The sequence below is a fragment of the Methylocystis sp. IM3 genome (assembly GCF_038070105.1).
Lineage (GTDB): Bacteria > Pseudomonadota > Alphaproteobacteria > Rhizobiales > Beijerinckiaceae > Methylocystis.
Map to the genome: position 1 here is coordinate 798353 of NZ_JBBPBZ010000002.1, position 20246 is coordinate 818598.

16 protein-coding genes, 1 tRNA gene and 1 pseudogene are annotated in these 20246 nt (G+C 62.9%); 12 read left to right on the forward strand and 6 right to left on the reverse strand.

Going from position 1 to position 20246, the window contains the following annotated elements:
- Positions 1-56 precede the first annotated feature (56 nt).
- The gene (locus WOC76_RS05675; RefSeq protein WP_341108370.1) at positions 57-1241 is read left to right on the forward strand and encodes an acetyl-CoA C-acyltransferase; all 1185 of its coding nucleotides are present in this window, start codon (positions 57-59) and stop codon (positions 1239-1241) included.
- Here WOC76_RS05675 and WOC76_RS05680 read toward each other — a convergent pair whose 3' ends face one another.
- Positions 1242-2363, reverse strand: a complete 1122-nt coding sequence (locus WOC76_RS05680) for a Glu/Leu/Phe/Val family dehydrogenase (protein WP_341387600.1) — start codon at positions 2361-2363, stop codon at positions 1242-1244.
- Positions 2364-2553: 190 nt separating this feature from the next.
- Between WOC76_RS05680 and pdhA the strand changes: the two genes are divergently transcribed.
- The 6 genes from pdhA (at position 2554) to WOC76_RS05710 (ending at position 9117) form a co-directional block, all read left to right on the forward strand.
- Complete coding sequence (gene pdhA / locus WOC76_RS05685) at positions 2554-3630, forward strand: pyruvate dehydrogenase (acetyl-transferring) E1 component subunit alpha (protein ID WP_341108368.1); 1077 nt, start codon at positions 2554-2556, stop codon at positions 3628-3630.
- Positions 3631-3640: 10 nt separating this feature from the next.
- Entirely contained in the window at positions 3641-4621 is a 981-nt protein-coding gene (locus WOC76_RS05690; RefSeq protein WP_341108367.1) for an alpha-ketoacid dehydrogenase subunit beta, read from the forward strand.
- Positions 4618-5718, forward strand: coding sequence for a dihydrolipoamide acetyltransferase family protein (locus WOC76_RS05695; protein ID WP_341108366.1), 1101 nt, complete (start codon positions 4618-4620; stop codon positions 5716-5718). The genes WOC76_RS05690 and WOC76_RS05695 overlap by 4 nt, the downstream gene beginning before the upstream one ends.
- Positions 5719-5936: 218 nt before the next feature.
- On the forward strand, positions 5937-7007 hold the full coding sequence (locus tag WOC76_RS05700) for a glycosyltransferase (RefSeq protein ID WP_341108365.1): 1071 nt from the start codon (positions 5937-5939) through the stop codon (positions 7005-7007).
- The gene (glf, locus tag WOC76_RS05705) at positions 7000-8136 is read left to right on the forward strand and encodes a UDP-galactopyranose mutase (RefSeq protein ID WP_341108364.1); all 1137 of its coding nucleotides are present in this window, start codon (positions 7000-7002) and stop codon (positions 8134-8136) included. Before WOC76_RS05700 ends, glf begins: the two co-directional genes overlap by 8 nt.
- A 105-nt stretch (positions 8137-8241) precedes the next feature.
- The gene (locus WOC76_RS05710) at positions 8242-9117 is read left to right on the forward strand and encodes a manganese catalase family protein (RefSeq protein ID WP_341108363.1); all 876 of its coding nucleotides are present in this window, start codon (positions 8242-8244) and stop codon (positions 9115-9117) included.
- Between the two features lie 61 nt (positions 9118-9178).
- Here the strand turns inward: WOC76_RS05710 and WOC76_RS05715 are convergent, their stop codons facing one another.
- Positions 9179-10159 carry an FAD-dependent oxidoreductase gene (locus tag WOC76_RS05715; RefSeq protein ID WP_341108362.1) on the reverse strand — a complete coding sequence of 327 codons (981 nt, stop codon included), beginning with the start codon at positions 10157-10159 and terminating at the stop codon, positions 9179-9181.
- On the opposite strand from WOC76_RS05715, the gene WOC76_RS05720 reads away from it, so the two are divergent.
- Positions 10145-10217: transfer RNA gene (locus WOC76_RS05720), tRNA-OTHER, on the forward strand. The two genes, WOC76_RS05715 and WOC76_RS05720, sit on opposite strands and share 15 nt — an antisense overlap.
- A 287-nt stretch (positions 10218-10504) precedes the next feature.
- Here the strand turns inward: WOC76_RS05720 and WOC76_RS24250 are convergent.
- From WOC76_RS24250 to WOC76_RS05735, 4 genes and pseudogenes are all read right to left on the reverse strand, one after another.
- Positions 10505-10774, reverse strand: a pseudogene (locus WOC76_RS24250) (FAD-dependent oxidoreductase); the annotation flags it as partial.
- The gene (locus WOC76_RS05725; RefSeq protein ID WP_341108361.1) at positions 10707-11492 is read right to left on the reverse strand and encodes an SDR family NAD(P)-dependent oxidoreductase; all 786 of its coding nucleotides are present in this window, start codon (positions 11490-11492) and stop codon (positions 10707-10709) included. The pseudogene WOC76_RS24250 and the gene WOC76_RS05725, both read right to left, overlap by 68 nt.
- Positions 11493-11607: 115 nt before the next feature.
- Positions 11608-12237, reverse strand: coding sequence for a response regulator FixJ (gene fixJ, locus WOC76_RS05730; RefSeq protein ID WP_341108360.1), 630 nt, complete (start codon positions 12235-12237; stop codon positions 11608-11610).
- A complete protein-coding gene (locus WOC76_RS05735) occupies positions 12234-13001 on the reverse strand; it encodes a histidine kinase dimerization/phospho-acceptor domain-containing protein (protein ID WP_341108359.1) in 768 nt (255 codons plus the stop codon). The genes fixJ and WOC76_RS05735 overlap by 4 nt, the downstream gene beginning before the upstream one ends.
- Positions 13002-13344: 343 nt before the next feature.
- On the opposite strand from WOC76_RS05735, the gene WOC76_RS05740 reads away from it, so the two are divergent.
- The 4 genes from WOC76_RS05740 (at position 13345) to WOC76_RS05755 (ending at position 20229) form a co-directional block, all read left to right on the forward strand.
- A complete protein-coding gene (locus WOC76_RS05740; RefSeq protein WP_341431319.1) occupies positions 13345-16446 on the forward strand; it encodes a PAS domain S-box protein in 3102 nt (1033 codons plus the stop codon).
- Positions 16447-16586: 140 nt separating this feature from the next.
- Positions 16587-17075 carry a hypothetical protein gene (locus WOC76_RS05745; RefSeq protein WP_341108357.1) on the forward strand — a complete coding sequence of 163 codons (489 nt, stop codon included), beginning with the start codon at positions 16587-16589 and terminating at the stop codon, positions 17073-17075.
- A 153-nt stretch (positions 17076-17228) separates the two neighbouring features.
- Complete coding sequence (locus WOC76_RS05750) at positions 17229-17618, forward strand: hypothetical protein (protein WP_341431320.1); 390 nt, start codon at positions 17229-17231, stop codon at positions 17616-17618.
- 85 nt (positions 17619-17703) lie between these two features.
- The gene (locus WOC76_RS05755; RefSeq protein ID WP_341108355.1) at positions 17704-20229 is read left to right on the forward strand and encodes a TonB-dependent receptor; all 2526 of its coding nucleotides are present in this window, start codon (positions 17704-17706) and stop codon (positions 20227-20229) included.
- The last annotated feature ends 17 nt before the right edge of the window (positions 20230-20246 follow it).

Genomic DNA, 20246 nt, shown 5'->3' on the forward strand with positions numbered 1-20246 from the left:
CGCTGCGGCCTGCGCCAGTTAGGTTTGGTAGGCGTTCTTCCGAGAAGGCGGCTCTCATGCATGACCCTGTTGTTATCGTCGGCGCGGCGCGAACGCCTATTGGCGTCTTTCAGGGCGCGATGAAGGAAATACCCGCGCCGTCGCTGGGAGCATGGGCGATCGAGGCGGCGGTCGCCCAGAGCGGCGTCCCTGTCGCGCAGATCGACGAATGCGTCATGGGGTGCGTCCTGACGGCGGGCCTGGGCCAGGCGCCGGCTCGGCAGGCTGCGCTCGGCGGCGGGCTGAGCGAGACGACGGCTTGCGTCACCGTCAACAAGATGTGCGGTTCCGGCATGAAGGCCGTGATGGATGCCCATGACCGCCTGCGGGCCGACGCGTCCGGCGTGATTGTCGCCGGCGGCATGGAGAGCATGAGTAATGCACCCTATCTCCTCGATCGCGCGCGGGGAGGCTATCGTCTCGGGCACGGCCGCGTCATCGATCACATGTTTCAAGACGGCCTGGAAGACGCCTATGAGCGCGGCCGCCTCATGGGCGACTTCGCCGAGGAGTGTGCGCAGGCCTATCAATTCACCCGCGAGATGCAGGACGAGTTCGCCCTGACCTCGCTGCAACGCGCGCAGCGCGCGACAAGGAACGGCGACTTCGCGGCCGAAATTGTGCCGGTAAAGGTAAAGAGCGGGAAGGACGAGCGTCTTGCATCCGCCGACGAACTGCCCCTTAAGGCGAACGCCGGCGCCATCCCGAAGCTGCGTCCCGCCTTCCGTGAGGATGGAACGCTCACCGCCGCCAATTCTTCCGCCATATCTGACGGAGCGGCGGGCCTTGTGCTCGCCACGCTGTCAAAAGCGGAGGCGTTTGGATCGCAACCGCTTGCCCGGATCGTCGGCCACGTCACGCACGCCGGCGCTCCCGCGAAATTTCCGACGGCGCCGATCGCCGCCATCCGCAAGCTCATGGACAGGATCGGCTGGGCTCTCGGGGATGTCGATCTCTTTGAGATCAACGAAGCCTTCGCTGTCGTGGCCATGGCGGCGGAGCGCGATCTTTCGCTTCCACACGATAAGGTGAACATTCACGGCGGCGCTTGCGCTCTCGGTCATCCGATTGGAGCTTCTGGCGCTCGCATCCTTGTGACGCTGCTCTTCGCCCTGGCGCGATACGGGCTCAAACGCGGCGTGGCGTCGCTTTGCATAGGCGGAGGCGAAGCGACCGCAATCGCTATCGAACGCCTGCGCTGATCAACGCCAGCGCCTGAGCTGCATGATCTTCTGGAGCCGGTCCGTGGCGAGCGTCATGGCCGCGTCGAGCGGCGAAATCTTCATGTCGCGGGCGCGCTCGAGCGTCAACCGCGTGTTGCCGCCTACTTTCTCCTCGATCGCCGCGAAGGCCGTCGCCTTCACGCCGCCATCATATTCCACCGCGGCCGTGATGACGCCGCCGGCGTTGGCGATGAAGTCCGGGACGCTGATGACGCCGCGCTCGAACATGAAGCGCTCGGCTTCGCGCGTGACAGGAACATTTGCGCCCTGCACCACGAGCCGACAGTTCAGCCGCTCGACATTGTCGGCGCGCAGGGCGTCCGGCCTCGCCGCCGGTATCCACACGTCACAGGGGACCGCGACGAGCGCCTCATTGGGAATGACGCGCCCGAAAGGATATTCGACGACGCTTTTCCCTTCTCTTTTCAGCCGCGCTAGCGCCTCTATGTCGATCCCTTCGGCATTTGTCACTGCGCCGGAAATATCCGCGACGCCGACGAGGCGTGCGCCCTTGCGTTCGAGGAAGCGCGCCGTATGTTCGCCGACCGCGCCAAAACCCTGCAGCACAATCCGCGCCCCATCGAGCGATAGACCGGCGAAAGGAGCCGCGACTTCGGCGGCGATCGCGACGCCGAAACCTGTCGCGCCGATCTGGTCGAGCGGGATGCCGCCAATCTCGGCCGGCAATCCCACCGCGCGGCCGATCTCGTCATGGACATATCCCATCGCGGTTTCGTCCGTGCCCATATCCGGACCCGGAATGTAATTGTGGAGCGGCGCAATCGCCGTAGCGAAGGCGCGAATCAGTTGCTCCTTGCGCGCCGCATCCATGCCGGGATCGCCGATGATCACCGATTTTGCCCCACCGTGGCGCAACCCGCAGGTGGCGTTCTTGAGGGTCATCGCGCGCGCCAGGCGAAAACATTCTATCGCCGTTACGTCAGGCGCCATGCGCGTTCCGCCGATGGCAGGGCCGGCGGCGGTGTTGTCGATCACGACGACCGCCCGAAGCCCGACCGAGGGGGTTCGGAGATAGACTATTTTTTCGGGGCCGATGTCGTCGCCAAAGGCGAGGGGATCAGTGGAAATCGGAGCGACCATGTTGACCTAGTTTGGATGGGCGGGCGTTCTTTCAACCCTCTGCAGGCAGATCGCCGCGCCTTCGCGTTACAAGAGGGCGAGTCTTAATTTGCAGTCGTCCGCGTGACTTCCCTCGAGCGCGCGCTAACTGCCAACTGCATCGCTGCGCTGATGACGCGTCCCGCATGCCGCCGGACAGCGGAGTTTTCTCATGGGATTGCATTCCCTCATCGACCCCCGGATCGATCTGGTCCGCTTTCTTACGCCAGAGGGCGATCTCTGCGAGGATGCGCCTTTGCCCATAAGCGACGAGGCGCTGCTGGATCTTTACCGTGCGATGACGAAAACCCGCGCCTTCGACGGGAAGGCAATCGCATTGCAACGGACAGGGCAACTCGGCACCTTTGCATCGGCGCTCGGTCAGGAGGCGGTCGGAGTCGGCGTTGCTTCGGCGATGGAGGCGCGCGACGTGCTTGTGCCTTCCTACCGTGACCACGCGGCGCAGTTCCTGCGGGGCATGAGCATGGCCGAATGCCTGCTGTATTGGGGCGGAGACGAGCGCGGCAGCGACTTCGCGGGGCCAAGAGGGGATTTTCCCAATTGCGTGCCTGTCGCCACGCAGGTGGCCCATGCCGTCGGGGCCGCCTATGCTTTTGCATTGCGTAAAGAGGAGCGCGTGGCCGTAACCTTCGTCGGGGACGGCGGCACGTCGAATGGCGCGTTTTACGAGCCGCTGAACATGGCGGGCGTATGGAACGCCCCTGTCGTGATCGTCATCAACAACAACGGTTGGGCCATATCCACGCCGCGGTCGCTCGAGAGCGCAGCGGCGACGCTGGCGCAGAAAGGCGTCGCCGCGGGCGTCGCCTGCCAGCAAGTCGACGGGAACGACGTCGTCGCTGTTCATGATACGGCGCGGCGCGCCATTGCGAGAGCGCGGGCTGGAGAGGGGCCCATGCTGATAGAGGCGCTCACCTACCGCCTCGGCGATCACACCACGGCCGATGATGCGACGCGCTATCGCGATCCGGAGGTCGTCCAGCGAGAATGGACGCGGGAGCCTATCTCCCGCCTGCGCGCCTATCTTCTCTGCAAGGGGCTTTGGTCGAAGCAGCAGGAGGGAGAGCTCTTGCAGGAATGCGCGGCGGAGGTCGCCGCCGCGGTGGCAACCTACATGGCGACGCCGCCCGCCTCGAGCGACGCAATGTTCAATTATCTTTATGCAGAGGTTCCGCGGGCCCTTGAAGCCCAGCGCGAAACCGCGCGTCGGTTCGCATCGCGGAAGTGAGTCCAGAGCAATGGCCGAGCTCAATCTCGTCGAATCGATCAACGCCGCTCTTGGCTGCGAAATGGCGCGTGACGACAGCGTGCTGCTTCTCGGCGAAGATATTGGCGCGAATGGCGGCGTGTTTCGGGCCACCAATGGCCTGCAGGCTCGTTTCGGCCGTGGGCGTGTGATCGATACGCCGCTTGCCGAGGGCGGAATTGCGGGCGTCGCGGTCGGCATGGCCGCCATGGGGTTGAAGCCTGTCGCCGAAATTCAGTTCACCGGATTCATCTATCCGACGATTGATCAGATGATCAACCACGCTTCGAGGCTTCGCAACCGAACGCGTGGGCGCTTGACCTGCCCCATGGTGTTGCGCTCGCCGTACGGCGCCGGCATTCATGCGCCGGAACATCATTCGGAGAGTCCCGAGGCGCTCTTCGCGCATATGCCGGGGTTGCGCGTGGTGATCCCGTCTTCGCCCGCGCGGGCCTATGGCTTGCTCCTTGCTGCGATACGCGATCCCGATCCCGTCGTCTTTTTCGAACCGACGCGACTCTACCGGCTCTTCAAGCAGGAAGTCGCCGACAATGGAGAGAGCCTGCCACTCGATACCTGCTTTCTCTGCCGGGAAGGACGCGATGCGACAATTGTCGCATGGGGAGCCATGGTTCCCGAAGCGATGCGCTCCGCCGAGGCGCTGGCGCTCGACGGCCTAGACGTCGAGGTTCTGGACGTCGCGACATTGAAGCCATTCGATATCGAAACAATCCTGCAATCCGTCGAGAAGACGGGCCGCTGCGTGATCGTTCATGAAGCGCCGCGCACGGCGGGCTTCGGCGCCGAAATCGCCGCGGAGATCGCCGAACGCGCACTTTATTCGCTGCTCGCGCCGATCAAGCGCGTCACGGCCTATGACGTGGTCGTTCCCCTGTCGCGGCTCGAAAAACAATATGTCCCGAGCGTCGAGCGCATCAACGACGCTGTGCGGGGGCTGATGGAGGGGTCATGAAAACCTTTCGTTTGCCGGATCTCGGAGAAGGGCTCCAGGAGGCCGAACTCGTCGAGTGGCGCGTGAGGCCCGGTGATCAGGTCGCGGTCGATCAGCCTCTGCTCGCTGTCGAGACCGCCAAGGCTGTGGTCGAGATACCGTCGCCACAGGCAGGGCGAATCGAGCGCCTGTTCGGAAATACGGGAGATATCATTCGCGTCGGCGCCCCTCTCATCGCTTTCGAGGGCGAGAGGGAGGACGACGCCGGCACGGTTGTCGGCGCCGTCGAGACCGGCGCCGCCGTTATGAGCGATGCGCCGGTAACGACCGGACGCGTAGGGGCCGCCATACGCGTCGTTCCTGCGGTCCGTGCGCTCGCCCGCAAGCTCAATGTCGATCTGTCGATGGTGACGCCATCGGGCGTCGACGGGCTGATCACGGCGGAGGACGTCCAGCGTGTCGCGCGCGTCCTCAGCGAAGCCGAGCCGGCCGAGCCTTTGCGTGGTTTCCGGCGCGCCATGGCGCAGAACATGGCCTTTGCACAGGCTGAGGTCGCCGCAGCGACGATCATGGAAGATGCTGTTGTCGAGGCATGGGCGCCTGGTGAGGACGTCACGGTCCGCCTTGTCCGGGCGCTCGTCAAAGGTTGCCAGGCCGAGCCTGTGCTCAATTGCTGGTTCGAAAGCGCCACGCTTTCCCGGCGCGTGCTTCGCAAGATCGATCTCGGCATCGCGGTGGATACGCCCGACGGGCTTTTCGTGCCCGTGCTGCGCGACGTCGCGAACCGCAAGCCTGCCGACATTCGCGAGGGTCTCGACCGCATGCGCGCGGATGTGGCCGGCCGACGCATTCCGCAGGAGGAAATGCGCGGCGCGACGATTACGCTATCGAATTTCGGCACGATCGCTGGCCGCTATGCGTCGCCGGTCGTCTTGCCGCCAACGGTAGCCATTCTCGGCGCGGGCCGGATGAGGGAAGAGCCGGTCGCAAGAAACGGCGAAGTGCGCGTTGGCCGCGTCATTCCATTGAGTCTGACGTTCGACCATCGCGTCGTGTCGGGCGGTGAGGCCGGCCGATTCCTCGCGGCAGTCATATCGGACCTTGGCCTTGCCGCCTGATGCAGGACAGGCTGCCGTCCGCCCGCGGTCCAGAAAGGCATAGCTGGAACAAAGCGCGTTCATTCCCGTTACGCGAAGGGGAGAATGGGCGAAAGCGCGGCGAGCGCCCTGGGAGTAGGAAGATGGCGTATGGTTCCAATAGTTCCACTTTTTCTACCCATCTTTTTTGTTTTTCTCATTTGCGATGGAGTTTCGTCTACCAGCGCCCCCAACATCTGATGAGCCGCGCAGCGCGCGAATATAGCACCTGGTATGTCGAGGAGCCGGAATATTTCGAGGGGCCGCCCGTTCTCAGAATAAAACGCGACGATTCCGGCGTATCGGTCGTGACGCCGCTTTTGCCTGCGGGCCAGCGCCTCGACGCGGATGAGCAGCTCAGCTCGATGCTGACGCGACTGCTCGCGAAAGTGCGGCCGAAACGCCTGATCTCCTGGTATTACACCCCCATGGCCCTTCGTTTCACGAAGGGTCTCGAGCCTCATCGCTGTGTTTATGACAATATGGATGAGCTTTCGAATTTTGCCGGAGCGCCGCCGGGCATCCTCGAAATGGAGCAGACCCTGCTATCGAAATGCCACGTCGTTTTCGTGGGAGGGCATTCGCTTTATCAGGCAAAACGCGCCAGACACGAAAACATCCACGTTTTCCCGAGCAGCGTCGACGCCGCCCATTTTCGGCAGGCGAGAACGATATGCGAAGATCCTGTCGATCAGCGGTCGATTCCGCACCCGAGGCTCGGCTTTTTTGGCGTGATCGACGAGCGCATGGACCTCGATCTCGTACGCGAGGTCGCCGCTCGCAGGCCGCAGTGGCGGCTCGTAATGATCGGACCGATCGTCAAGATCGACCCAGGAAGCCTGCCCCGCGCCGACAATATCCATTGGCTCGGCTGCAAGGACTATCGGGAATTGCCACACTATCTTTCGGGCTGGGACGTGGGGTTCATGCCCTTCGCGATCAATGAGGCCACGCGCTTCATCAGCCCGACGAAAACGCCGGAATTTCTGGCCGCGGGGATCCCCGTCGTCTCGACGCCGATCGCCGATGTGGCCGATCCTTATGGATCGGCGGGTCTGGTCGAAATCGCAGACGACGCTGACTCCGTCATTGCGCGGGTCGAAATGATCCTGCGTCGCAAGAGAGCGCCGTGGCTGAAAGCCGTGGACGCATTTCTCGACGGAATGTCATGGGACGACACCTGGGCGGGCATGAGGCGCGAGCTGGACGCTTTCATACCCGATCGCCATGCATCCGATCGGCAGATGAACGCGGAGGCGCGCCGTGTTTGATTGGCTGATCGTCGGCGCCGGCTTCGCCGGCAGCGTGCTTGCGGAACGCCTGGCGTCACAGCGGGGAGAGCGTGTCCTTGTCATCGACAAGAGACCTCACATAGGGGGGAACGCCTACGACCGATATGACGACGCAGGCGTTCTCATTCACCAATATGGCCCGCATATCTTTCACACCAATTCACAGGCGATATTCGATTATCTGTCGAGGTTCACCCGATGGCGTCCTTACGAGCACCGCGTGCTGGCGGAAGTCGACGGCATGCTGCTGCCGATCCCTATCAATCTCGATACGGTCAACCGGCTGTTCGGACTGAACCTGGATTCAAAGGGCCTCGCGGCCTGGTTCGCCGAGCGGGCCGAGCCGAGGGAGGAAATCCGCACCTCAGAGGATGTCGTCGTCAGCGCGGTCGGCCGCGAGCTCTACGAAAAATTTTTCAGGGGATACACAAAGAAGCAGTGGGGCGTGGAGCCCTCCCAACTCGACAAATCCGTGACGGCCAGGGTGCCGACGCGCATCGACCGGGATGACTGTTATTTCACTGACGCTTTCCAATACATGCCAGAGGGCGGCTATACGCGCCTCTTCGAGCGGATGCTGTCCCATCAGAATATCAAGGTCATGTTGCAGACGGACTTCAAGGAGATTCGCAAGGAGGTCGCCTTCCGGCGATTGATCTACACCGGGCCGATCGACGAATTCTTCAAGTTTCGCTTCGGCAGGCTGCCCTATCGGTCGCTTCAGTTCAAACACGCCACGCTTGATCAGCCCTGGCTGCAGCCGGTCGCGGTCGTCAATTACCCCCAGACCCAGGCTTATACCCGGATCACCGAATACAAGCATCTCACCGGGCAGCGGCACGAGAAGACGAGCGTGACGTTCGAATTTCCAAGCGACTCTGGCGACCCGTACTATCCGGTGCCGCGGGCTGAAAATATGGAACTATACAAGAAATACGAGCGATTGGCGCTTGCGCAGGAAGACGTCTGGTTCGTCGGGAGGCTTGCTACCTATCGATACTACAACATGGATCAGGTTGTGGGGCAGGCGCTCGCCACCTTCCGGCGCATCCACCAGGAGGTACCTCTTGCGGAAGGCGCGAGTCTGCCGCAGGTTGCCGCAGAGTAGGCGAACCGAGAACGGGCTTCGCTGGAAGACAGGCGGCGGCTGTCTTTCAGGAACTTCGGCTGTTGGCAGGCGTTAGCGGTCAGCGCTTCCCGACAGGAGTCGAGTATGTTTACCCATAACAAGAAACTGCAATATACGGTTCGGGTGTCCGAACCCAACCCCGTCTTGGCGAGTCTGATCCTGGAGCAGTTCGGCGGACCGCAGGGGGAGCTCGCCGCGGCGATGCGTTACTTCACACAAGCGCTGGCCGAAGACGATCCGGGACGAAAGGACATGTTGCTCGACATCGCCACGGAAGAACTCAGCCATCTCGAAGTCATCGGCAGCATCGTCGCCATGCTCAACAAGGGTATGAAGGGCGAGCTTGCCGAGGCCTCGCAGACAGAGGCGGAGCTGTATCGTTCATTGACGCAGGGGGGCGATAGCCACACTCAGGCGATCCTTTACGGCGGCGGGCCCGCGCTTACCAACTCGTCGGGCGTTCCGTGGACCGCGGCCTATATCGATACGATCGGCGATCCGGCTTGCGATCTGCGTTCGAATATTGCGGCGGAAGCGCGCGCGAAGATCATTTACGAACGTTTGATCAATGTTACCGACGATGCGGGAGTCAAGGAGGCGCTCGGCTTTCTGATGACCCGTGAGATCGCGCATCAGAAGTCGTTCGAAAAGGCGCTCTATGCGATAGAAGGCAATTTCCCGCCAGGGAAGCTGCGCGGCATGCCGGAATATGCTGATCTTTACGTCAACACGTCCCAGGGCGAGGGCGACGTGGAGGGACCGTGGAATTCCGGCGATCATTGGCGGCGCCTGGACGACGTCATTGGCGGCATTCCGGTAGACGGCGGGCAGGGCGACGCAAGCGTCGGCCTTACCAGTTCCGAGCAGAGCGATCTGTCGAGCTTTGCGGCGAGGACCATGTCGAATCCCATGTCCGATCCGACGACGGGCGCTGAACTCGGACAATCCGGCTCAGCCTAGCCGATCTCAAAGAGCCGCGTCCGCGTCGTGGCGCGGCTCGTGGATCCGCTCCTGCGCTCCACTAACCTTCAATCGCATGCAACGGGGAAATGGCCGGTCCGTTGAGCGGTTCGCCGTCCGGCGCAAACTGGGAGCCGTGGCAGGGGCAATCCCAGCACCGCTCGAAACTGTTCCAGCGCAGCTGACAACCAAGGTGCGTGCATGACGCGGCGTGCTGATGCAGCGCCCCATCCTCGTCGCGATAGGCGGCGATCTTGGCGAGGCCGTTTCCGATAATGGCGCCCTCGCCGGGCCGAAGCTCGTCTACGGAAGACTTCTCGCCGCGGGTGAGAAACTGGGCGTAGTTCTTTGCGGCCGTGGCGTTCTCGCGGATGAACTCCCCCATGGCCTTGAACGGTTTCCGTGCGGGTTCGTAGATCGACGCCCAGACACTGTCGCCGCGCAGGATGAGATCAGCGATCAACAGGCCAGCAAGCGCGCCATGAGTCATGCCCTGTCCCGAGTCGCCGGTCGCGATGAAGACATGCTTCTCCCCCGGATTGCGGCCGATGAAAGCCATGTAGTCGATAGGCTCCAGAACCTGGCCGGACCAGCGCGCGGCTTCCCCACCAAGCGCGGGGACGCGTTCGCGCATCCATCGTGTGAGAGAAAGAATGCGTTCGTCTCCATCATTGCGTTCGCCGGCCTTGTGGTCCTCGCCGCCGACGATGAGGAGATCGAACGCGCCATCGCCGGGTTGCAGCCTGACGTAATGATAGGGATCGAGCGTGTCCCAATAGAGGGCGTCCGGAACGGCGCCGCGCGGGATTTCGAAAGCGGCCGCGTAAGTGCGGTAGGGCGCCTGCTTGCTGTGAATCGCAAAGCGGTCGTTGATCGGCGCGTTCGTCGCCACGACGGCGGCTTGCGCCCGAACATGCGCGCCCCCGCGCGTGACGATGTCGACGCCGCCGGCGTTCTCGTCGACCGATATGACGGGCGTGGATGCGAACAGGCGACCGCCAGCGCGATCGATCGCCGCCGCGAGCGCGGCGAGGTATTTCAATGGGTGAAAGGTTGCCTGATCGGGGAAGCGAAGGGCGGGAGTTTTCTCCTCCCCGGCAAAGGGGACGCCTTCATGGCGCACGGCAAGCGCGCCGACCTGCGCGCTTGCGACAAGCTCGGCGTCGATCACCGAAGGGTCTGTCCCGGACGCGAGGAAAAGATACCCGTCAACCCGGCGAAAGTCGCATTCCGCCTCGAGCTCCCGCTGGATCGTCTCGATGCGCGAGATGGCGGCGTCCTGGCTCTGTCGCCAACCCTTCGCGGCGTCGAGTCCACGCATCTTGATCAACTCACGGAAGCCGTCGTCGCTGTAGGAGGAGAGATGCGCCGTGGTGCGCGCCGTCATCCCGCCGCCGATCGCGCCACGGTCGAGCACGCACACCTGCCGGCCGGCGCTCGCAAGTTCGTACGCCACGGACATGCCGGCGACGCCGGAGCCGATAATGGCGATTTCTGTTTCGATGTCGCCTTGCAACTTGTCCGCAGTAAGGGCGGAGGCGCCCCAGATCGATTTGCTTCGCTCGGCCGTCACGTTCATCCGAGCGCTCCTACATTCTTTTGTCGGGGGCCGAGAACTGTCTGTTGCGCCATGCCAGAATGGACGCGGGGGTGACATGCGAAACCAGCGCCAGCAGCTTGTTTTGCCAGCCGCTGACGATTTCGCGGCGCCCTTCCATGAGGGCCTCGAAGCCATCGCGGGCCACTTCGGCGGGATCGGCCTTCCTTGCCCGGCCGGCCTCCGTGTCGAGCATGCCGGCCCGGCGGAAAAACTCGGTCTCCGTGGCGCCGGGCATCAGGCAGGTGACGGTGACGCCGGTTCCTTGCAGCTCATCGGCGAGCGCCGTCGAATAATTGTAAATGAAGGCCTTCGTGCCGTGATAGACGGCCTGAAAAGAGCCGGTGATAAAGCCGGCGATGGATCCGACGAGGAGAATTCCGCCACTGCCGCGCGAGCGCATGTCGCGGCCAATGAGTTGCGTCAGATAGACGGTCCCCGTGATGTTGGTGTCGATGACGCGTCGAATCTGCGAGAAGTCCTGGTCGAGGAAATCGCCGCCCAGCCCGCGGCCAGCGTTGGCGATGAGAATGTCGACGGGGCGCGCGAGACGGCGGAGGAGGTCGTAGAGCGCCGCCACGCCGGCCATGGTTGACAGATCCGTTTCAATTTCCCAGACGCGTGCGTCTTCGCTTCGAATGGCTTCCGCCGCCTGTGCGATTTCGGGCTCGTCCGCCGCGATAACCAGATCGTACCCGCGCGTCGCGCAGAGCTTGGCGAATTCGATGCCGATGCCGGTCGAGGCGCCGGTGACGACGGCGAGAGGACGCGGTTCCATCCCTGCGTTTCTCCCTTCAAGACAGAAACGTCGTCAAAACGAGCGAGGAATGAACCGGGGGACGAAGAAGAAGTTCCGCCGTCGCGACGCGACAAAACCGGCCGCCGGACGCGTATTACTTGTTCTCGACGCCGCTCGACGGCTCTGCGGCGAGCGCCATTTTCACGAGTTCCGCCAGGTTGCCGGCGCGCATTTTCGACATGATGTTGGCGCGATGCACCTCGGCCGTGCGAATGCTGATGCCGAGATCATGCGCAATGACCTTGTTTGAGAGGCCTTTCAACAGGCCGGAGAGAATCTCGTTCTCCCGGCGCGTCAGCGTCGCCAGACGGGCTTTGATCGCCTGACTCTCGCGGCTGCGATTGACGTCGGCGTCGCGGCGATCGAGCGCCGCGCCGACGGCGGTGATGAGAGCGTCATTCTCGAAGGGTTTTTCGAGAAGGTCGACGGCGCCGAGCTTCATCGCCTCGACCGCGAGCGGAACGTCGGCGTGCGCGGTCAGGACCACGACAGGAATGGAAATGCGCGCTTCCTTCATCTTGCCGATCAGCTCGATGCCGTTCATTTGGGGCATGCGCACGTCGGTGATGACGCAGCCCTCGGCGCTTGGAGACACGGCCTTCAGAAAGGACAAGGCGGAGTCGTAGGCGTCAACCTTGAACCCCATTGTGCGCAGCAACAGCCCCACCGCGTCGCGCACGGCTGCGTCATCATCGATGAGGTGGACAACACGCTGGTCGTTCATGCAACAACGTCCACGTTCAGAAGCGGAAGCGCGAAACTAAAATGGGCTTCCCCCCGGCAGGGGGCGCCGGCCCAAATCAATCCATCATGATCCTCTATAATTATAACGCTCGACAATAAACCCGGTCTCATCCCCTTTGCGTTCCCTATCGTCAGCTGATCGCCGCCAGGCGCCTCGGATTGAGCTTCAGGGCTAAAACCCGCGTCAATCATGTCCACCCTGATGGTCGCCGCGTCGGGGTTGCAGGTCCGGATGGCGAGACGCCGCCGGCCGGTCGACCGCATCGTCGCCGCGGCGTCTCGCACAAGGTGGCACAGGGCGAGCCCGATCTGCAACCTGCTGGCGAGGATCCCGTCCCGCAGGGCGGCAGGCTCCAGCGTGATCTCCATGCCAGCGAGCGCGTCTTCGGCGCGAAGCGAGTCGAGAGTGTCGCCGATCGCTTCATGCAGGCCTATCGACGTTTTGGCGGCGTCTTCGCATAGGGCGAAGCCGCGCAGGGTCGAAACGAGCCGGCTGGCGCGTTGCGTTTGCGCCGCCGCCTTTTCGAGGATCTGGGCGATCTCCTCGCCGGTTCCCGGAGACCGGCCCAAAATACGGCGCGCGACGTCGAGATAGGCCGCCGTCGCGGCGAGCGGCTGGTTGATGTCATGGGCGAGCGCCGAAAGCGCCGCACTCGTGGCGTCGAGCCGGCTACGCAGTCGATCCTCGGCGTCCGGTTCGACGCCCGGGCTTTTTGCGGGGCCCCTCACGCAGTCCACGATCACGCGATCCCTTCTGATCCTTCGCCGGAAGCGTCAGCTCCGCCGACAGAGTCTCGCTGTTTTTTCGTTCCGCCGCAATCTCGATCTTCAGTAGGACCGAAAATCCGCCGTACCAAGCGGGACGCGCATGCCCGCTGCAAGGCTTTAGCGGTCGTCGCGGAGGCGACCGGGCCGACGGCGGCAGCGCACATACTCTCGCGCGTGAGAGGCCCTTGCCGGTCTGATGTTCCCCTTTTTGAGAAACTAAGTGAAATCCCCTAGACTGCAACCCGCGGCCTATGGATTTCCTGGCGTCTCTAACACAAGAACTGAATCGCTCGATTCCAGCGAAAGGGATGCTCGGGGATTGCCTACTCGATCCGACAACGCCGAGGCTTTCTGGCGCGCCCTCGTCGACGCTCTCCCGGAGGAGGTCGCCGTTGTCGATCGGCAGGGCGTCATCGTGGCCGCGAACAGCGCATGGATCGGGAGCGCCGAGCCTATTTGTGATGGCCTCGAACATGTTGGTTTTCAACACAACCTCATGGAAGCCCTGAGATCGCGCGTCGCCGCCGACAGCGCCGACGCGCGCCGGCTGCTCGCGGGAATCGAAGCGGTTCTTGCCGGCGAAAGGCGCGAATTTCATCTGGATTACAAGCCGGGCAAGGCGCCGCAGGGCCGATGGTTCGCCCTGGAGGCGCGCCAAATGCCGCTGGAGCCTTTGGCGCTGCTGCTCTGCCGGCGCGACATCACGACGGAGAGAGGGAGTTTTGCGACGGCCTTGCAGGAGAGCGAGCAGCGGGCAAGGCGACGTTCGGCCGAGCTTCAGGCGATCCTCGACGCCGCGCCAATCGGGCTCTCTATCGCGCAAAGCGCGAGCGGCGACCATATTCGAGGCAATCCGGCGCTCGAGCGTATGTTCGGCGTCCCCGCAGGAGGCGAATTTTCAAAGGTCGCCAGCCAGTCCGTCGATCTGCGCCTGTTTCAGTCCGGCCGGGAACTCTCTGTCGCCGAGCTGCCCATGCAGCGGGCGGTGAGGGGCGAAACGGTCCCTGGGCAGATTTACGACATTTTATGTCCGGATGGTCGCGTCGTCACGGCCTTGGCGACGGCCAGGCCCATCCTCGACGAGTCCGGCAAGCCGCGCGGCGCAGTCGGCGCCTTCATGGATTTCACGCAGATAAGGCGCGCCGAAGAGGCGCTGCGGGAAAGCGAACAGCGTTTCCGCAGCCTTGTCGAGGCCTATGCGCAGGCTGTCTGGGAGACGGATGAGACGGGCGCCATCGTCTCGGACAGTCCCACTTGGCGCGCGTCCACGGGGCAGACACTGGAAGAATTGCTCGGCGACGGCTGGTTGAACGCCGTCCACCCGGAGGATCGAGCCGACGCCAGGCGGCGATGGAGGGACGCGGTTGCGGCGCGCGGCAAATTCGATGCCGAAAGCCGGCTGCAAGACCGCGCCGGAGGCTGGCGCTGGACCAATCTGCGGGCGACGCCGACGCTGAACTCGGACGGCACGGTCCGGCGATGGCTCGGCATGAGCGTCGATATTGATGCGCGCAAGCGGGCGGAGGCCGCTCTGCGGGCCAGCGAGGAGCGCTACCGCGAAAGCGAGTTCCGCCTGCAACTCGCGCTGGATTCCGGAAACATCGGCATCTACGAATGGCGGCTCGATACCGGTGAATTGATCTGGGACGACCGTCTGCGCGCGCAATGGGGCCTCTCCCCCCTGGAGCGTCCGACTTTCGCACTTTTCCTTGAAAGCATTCATCCAGACGATCGGGCGCGGGTTCGGGCCGGGATCGACCGCGCCCTCGATCCGGAGACGGGCGGGCGCTTGCAGGTTGAATACCGTGTGATCGCGGGCGACCGGTCCGAAAAATGGATCTCGGCGACCGGGACAGTTTTCTTCGAGGCTGGCCGCGCGGTCAGAATGGTCGGCACCGCTCAGGATGTTACACAGCGCAAGGGCGCCGAGATCGAGCGCCAGAAATTCGTTTCGCTGGCGGAGCAGAGCGTCGAATTCATCGGCATCTGCAACCTTTCCTTCGAGCCGCTCTATGTTAATCCGGCTGGCTTGCGTCTCGTGGGCCTCAAAGGCGCAGAGGAGGCCGTACGGGTCGACGTCGCGGATTTTTTCTTCCCGGAGGACCGGCCCTTCGTCATGGAAGAATTTTTCCCCGGCGTGCTGCGGGAGGGGCAGGGCAGCGTGGAGATTCGCTTCCGTCGCTTCGACACGGGGGAGGCGGTGTGGATGCTATATAACGTGTTCTTCCTTCGCGATCCGGACGGCGGGCCGATTGGCCTCGCCACGGTCAGCCGCGACATCACCCAGCGCAAGCGCGCCGAAGAGGCGCTGATGGCTGCCGATCGCCGCAAGGATGAGTTCCTGGCCACGCTTGCGCATGAGCTGCGCAATCCGCTTGCTCCGATCTGCAACGCCACCCATGTGCTTCTCCACGAAACCGCGCCAACCATGTCCGTGCGCGATCTCGGTCTGCTCGCAATGATCGAGCGGCAAGCACGGCACCTGGTGCGTCTCGTCGATGACCTGATGGAAGTGTCGCGCATCACGCGCGGCAAAGTCGAACTGAAAATGCAGGTGGTGGATCTCGCGGACGTGCTGCGTCACGCCGTAGAAACCGCCCAGCCCATGATCGACCGTGCAGGGCACGAACTGCGCGTGATTCTCCCCGCGGCCCCCATGGCGCTCGAGGCGGACCCTGTGCGCCTTGCGCAGGTTTTCACCAACCTTCTCGACAATGCCGCCAAATATACCGAGGCCGGCGGCTCGATCCGCCTGACCGCCGAGCTTGTCGGCGATCAGGCGGTCGTCACCGTGAGCGACAGCGGCGTCGGCATACCGGCGGACATGCTGCCGCGCGTCTTCGATCTGTTCACGCAGGTCGATCGCAGCCTGGGGCGCGCCCAGGGCGGCCTCGGGATTGGTCTTGCGCTCGTCAAGTCTCTGCTTGGCCTGCATGGCGGGACAGTCGAGGCGCGCAGCGACGGCCTCGGCTCTGGCAGCGCCTTCATCGTCCGCCTTCCCCTTTCTCGCGTTGGAGCCCAGGCGCCCATGCCTATGATGAACGAGCCTTGTAAGCCTGTGGCGCGGCGGATTCTGGTCATCGACGATGATCACGACGTCGCCGACAGTCTCGTCATGTTCCTTGAAACCTTCGGCGTGGAGGTCCGTGTCGCCTATGGGGGCGAAGCCGGGCTCGAGGCGCTGCGGCAATTCAAGCCCGAACTGGTTTTCCTCGATATTGGCATGCCCAAGATGGACGGATATGAAACAGCGCGTCGGTTGCGCGCTTTACCGGAGGGGCAAGCGGTCAAGCTTGTCGCGCTTACGGGATGGGGACAGGAGCAAATCAGCGACCGCGCCCACGACGCCGGGTTCGACTGCCAGCTTACAAAGCCAGCGGCGTTCGATGATCTACAGAAGTTGCTGGACTCTCTGTCATGACCGGGCGTCTATACCGGGAGGGGGCTCCTTGGAGCGCCGAGCCGCGAAACTGAGCATTTGGGCGGCAGAGACTAAAAGTTGCGCAAAATGATAATTTCTCTAAAAGTCTAATCCGGGAGCAGTTTCGTGACGGGGCTATCATGGAAGGGCAAAACGTAGGACCGAGCCATGCGACCATGAACGCTCGGTCGTCTCTTGTTGCAAGTTACTGGTTCATTGGCTTTACCCTCGCCTTGGCGAGTTTTTTTGTGTTTCCCGCTGGGGGGGCCGCTCGGGTTCTGGCGGGGCTGGTCGCGCTTTTTTGCGGTCAGGGATTCATCGCCGAATGGATCGGCGTCAGGTGCGACAGGGACAGTATCTCGTTTCCGCGCCGCCTTTTCCCGGGGATCGGCTTTCCGACCGTCTGGCGGCGACGCATTTCGGTAAGAAAGATATCCCGCATGGATTCTGTGGGCCAGCGGGCGATTCTCTTCTACCTCAGCTCGACAGAGCGCGTGGCGTTCGTATTTCCGGACAATCGCAGCAGGCACCAGGTCATCCGCTTTCTCAACGAGGCGATCGAGGCGCGGCGTCATGCGCGGCGTCATGCGGCTGTGGAGCGCAACTACGGCGCTCATCATCAGTGGTAATCGGCGAATCGTTCAAGGGCGTTGCAGTCGGGCAACACATGCGACGGAAACACAAGGGTGCGACAGGGATGCGACAAGCCGGACCCTTGTCGGCGGCGAGGCTACCTTGGATAGTCTCCAAACAAGAATACGAACAAAGCCGATCCCGCCGCCATGCCCGCCTTTTCCAAACTTGCGAGATTTTTTCTCGCCGTCATGCTGGCGATGGTGCTGGGCATGGCGGGCGTCGCCAGGGCGTCGCATGAAGCGCACGCGCCCGCGCAGGTCTATCTGTCGGCGGACGATCAGGCGCTCACTGGACAAATCTGTCTTTCATTTCATGTCGACCAGGCCGGCGCTCCTGTAAAAAGCGCGCATATCCACGCCTGCGGGGATTGCCTGTTCGCTGTCGCTCCACAGACGGTCATCGCTCCGCCAATGACGGTGCTTCTGCGATTGCAGGCGCCGAAACGGCTGTCATTCGATCCGCAGCCGCCCGTTCACACGGCGGGCGTCGAGCGCGTCTCTCCCCATTCTCCACGCGCCCCGCCTGTCTTCTCCTGACGCGTCCTCGTCCGAAGGCTCCACATAGAAACGTCTGACCGTCACGGGAACGCCTCGACTTCGTCGCGGCGCAGGAGAATCCTTTATGTTTCGCACTTATCTGATGCGCGGCGCGAGCGCCGGCGCAATGAGCCTCGTCGTACTCTCGGGCGCCAGCGCCCAGGTCGGACTGCCGCCCATTCATATCTCGGCGCACAGGCCGGTCGGCGCCGGAACGGCGTCGAACGGAGCGCCCGTCGCCGCCCCGCAGGACGGAGCTGGCGCGGCCGATTCGTCGGAAGCGTCGGGCGCAAGCCAGGAAGCCGAGGTCGTCGATCAAAAGCAGATCGCCCGCGAACTTCCGCCGACGACGGATACGGCGCGGCTCATCCGTGACGTTCCGGGCGTCAGCACCTATGAAGCGGGCGGCGTCTCCGGCATTCCCGCGATCCACGGCATGGCGGACGACCGAATCAACATCATCGTGGGCGGCGTCCAGACGACATCCGCCTGCGCCAACCACATGAACCCGCCGCTGTCCTACATCGGGCCGGGCAATGTCGAAAAAATTGAAGTCTATTCCGGCGTGATGCCGGTGAGCCGGGGCGGCGATTCGATCGGCGGCACGATCATCGCGGAGCCGAAATCCCCCGTCTTCGCGCCGGATGTCACGCGGCCCCCGGCGCGGCCGCTCGACGCGCGGCAGACGCCTTTCGCGCCTCTACCCTTCCTTGCCGCGCCCGCGCCGGGGCAGCTGAGGTTTGGCGAGGATGGCGCGGTGCTCGTCACCGGCATGATCTCGAGCTTCTTTCGGGGCAACAACAACGGGATCAGCGTCGCGGGCACGGCCAATGTCGCGACCAAAAACTGGAGCCTGCTCTATAGCGGCGACTGGCAGCGCGCCACCAATTACCATGCCGGCGGCGTGGGGGAGAAAGTTCTCTCGACGAATTTCATCTCCGAGAATCACGCGGCGACCCTCGCCTTCCAGAACGACGGCCATTACCTCTCGCTCAGGGGCGCGATCCAGAACATCCCCTATCAGGGGTTCCCGAATCAGCGCATGGATATGACGCGCAACCAGGCCTATACGTTCGAAGGCCGGTACAAGGGACTGCTCGACTGGGGCGCCGTCGACGCCCGCATCTATTGGAACAACGTCAATCACAAGATGGGTTTTCTGCAGGACAAGCAGCCTGCGAACATGCCCATGGCCACGATCGGGACCGATTATGGCTATGCGATCAAGGCCGAAATCCCCTTCGAGAAATTCTCCCGAAAGGATGTGTTGCGGATCGGCAGCGAATTTCACGGCTTCCAGTTGAACGATTGGTGGGAGCCGGTTCCGGCCAACTGGCAACCGGGACGGTTCATGTCGATGATGGGCATGGTCAGCTACATGCCGGCGATGAACATGATGGGGCCGGGCGCCTTCTGGAACATCAACAACGGCAAACGTAACCGCCTCGGCCATTATCTGGAGTGGGACGCGCAGTGGAACGACCAATGGTCCTCGCTGCTCGGCGTTCGCAATGACACGGTCTGGTTCAATACGGGGACGGTTTCGCCTTACGATTGGCGAAATCCGGTTCCGATGACGGTCTGTCCCGTCACGATGGGGCAGATCGGTCCCTGCGGTCCGAGCGCCGCGATGGGGATGAACAATCCGGACGTTCCCGCGGCCAACGCCTTCAACGCGCAGAACCGTTCGCGCACCAATGTGAACTTCGACATGACGGCGATGGTGCGCTATCAGCCGAACGATCTTGCGAAATATGAATTCGGCTATTCGCGCAAGACGCGCTCTCCCAATCTCTATGAACTCTACGCCTGGGCGCCGACGCCGATGGCGATGTTCATGAACAACTGGTTCGGCGACGCCAATGGCTATGTCGGCAATCTCAATCTCCAGCCGGAAGTCGCGCATACGGTCGGCCTGACCGCCATGTTCGCCGATCCGAAAGGCGATTGGGAGGCGCGCATCAATCCCTATTTCAGCTACATCGAAAATTACATCGACGCCGCGCGACTCTACAATGCGCCGACGCCGACCGCGACGCAGCCTTATGTCTTCCAGATGCTCCAGTTCCGCAATTACAAGGCGATCATTTACGGCGCCGATCTGTCCGGCCGCCTGAAGCTTCTGGAGGATCCCGCGTTCGGCCGCTTCGACGGCACGATCGTGGCGAACTACGCCTATGGCCAGAATCTGGAAATGGGACAGGTGCAGAACTGCGCCTTCTTCGACAATGCCTGCTATGCCTATGCGAACGCCTTTGTGAGAGGCCATACCGGCCTCTATCACATCATGCCGTTCAACACCCGGATCGGGCTCGAACATAAATATGGCGGCTGGTTCAGCGGCGCGGACGTCCAGATCGTCGCGGGCAAGAATGTCGTGAGCGTTCCGCGCTACGAGCAGATCACCAACGGCTATGCGCTGCTCAATCTGCGGACCGGCTATGAATGGTCCAACCTGCGAATCGATCTCGGGGTGCAGAATGTGACGAACACGCTCTACACCCTGCCTTTGGGCGGCTTCTATTTTTCGGGCTACAAACGCGCGGGGGCAAATTCCGGCGTGCCCGGAATGGGGCGGAATTTCTACGCGGGTCTCACCGTGAAATTTTAAGATTTTCTGGAGAGGCG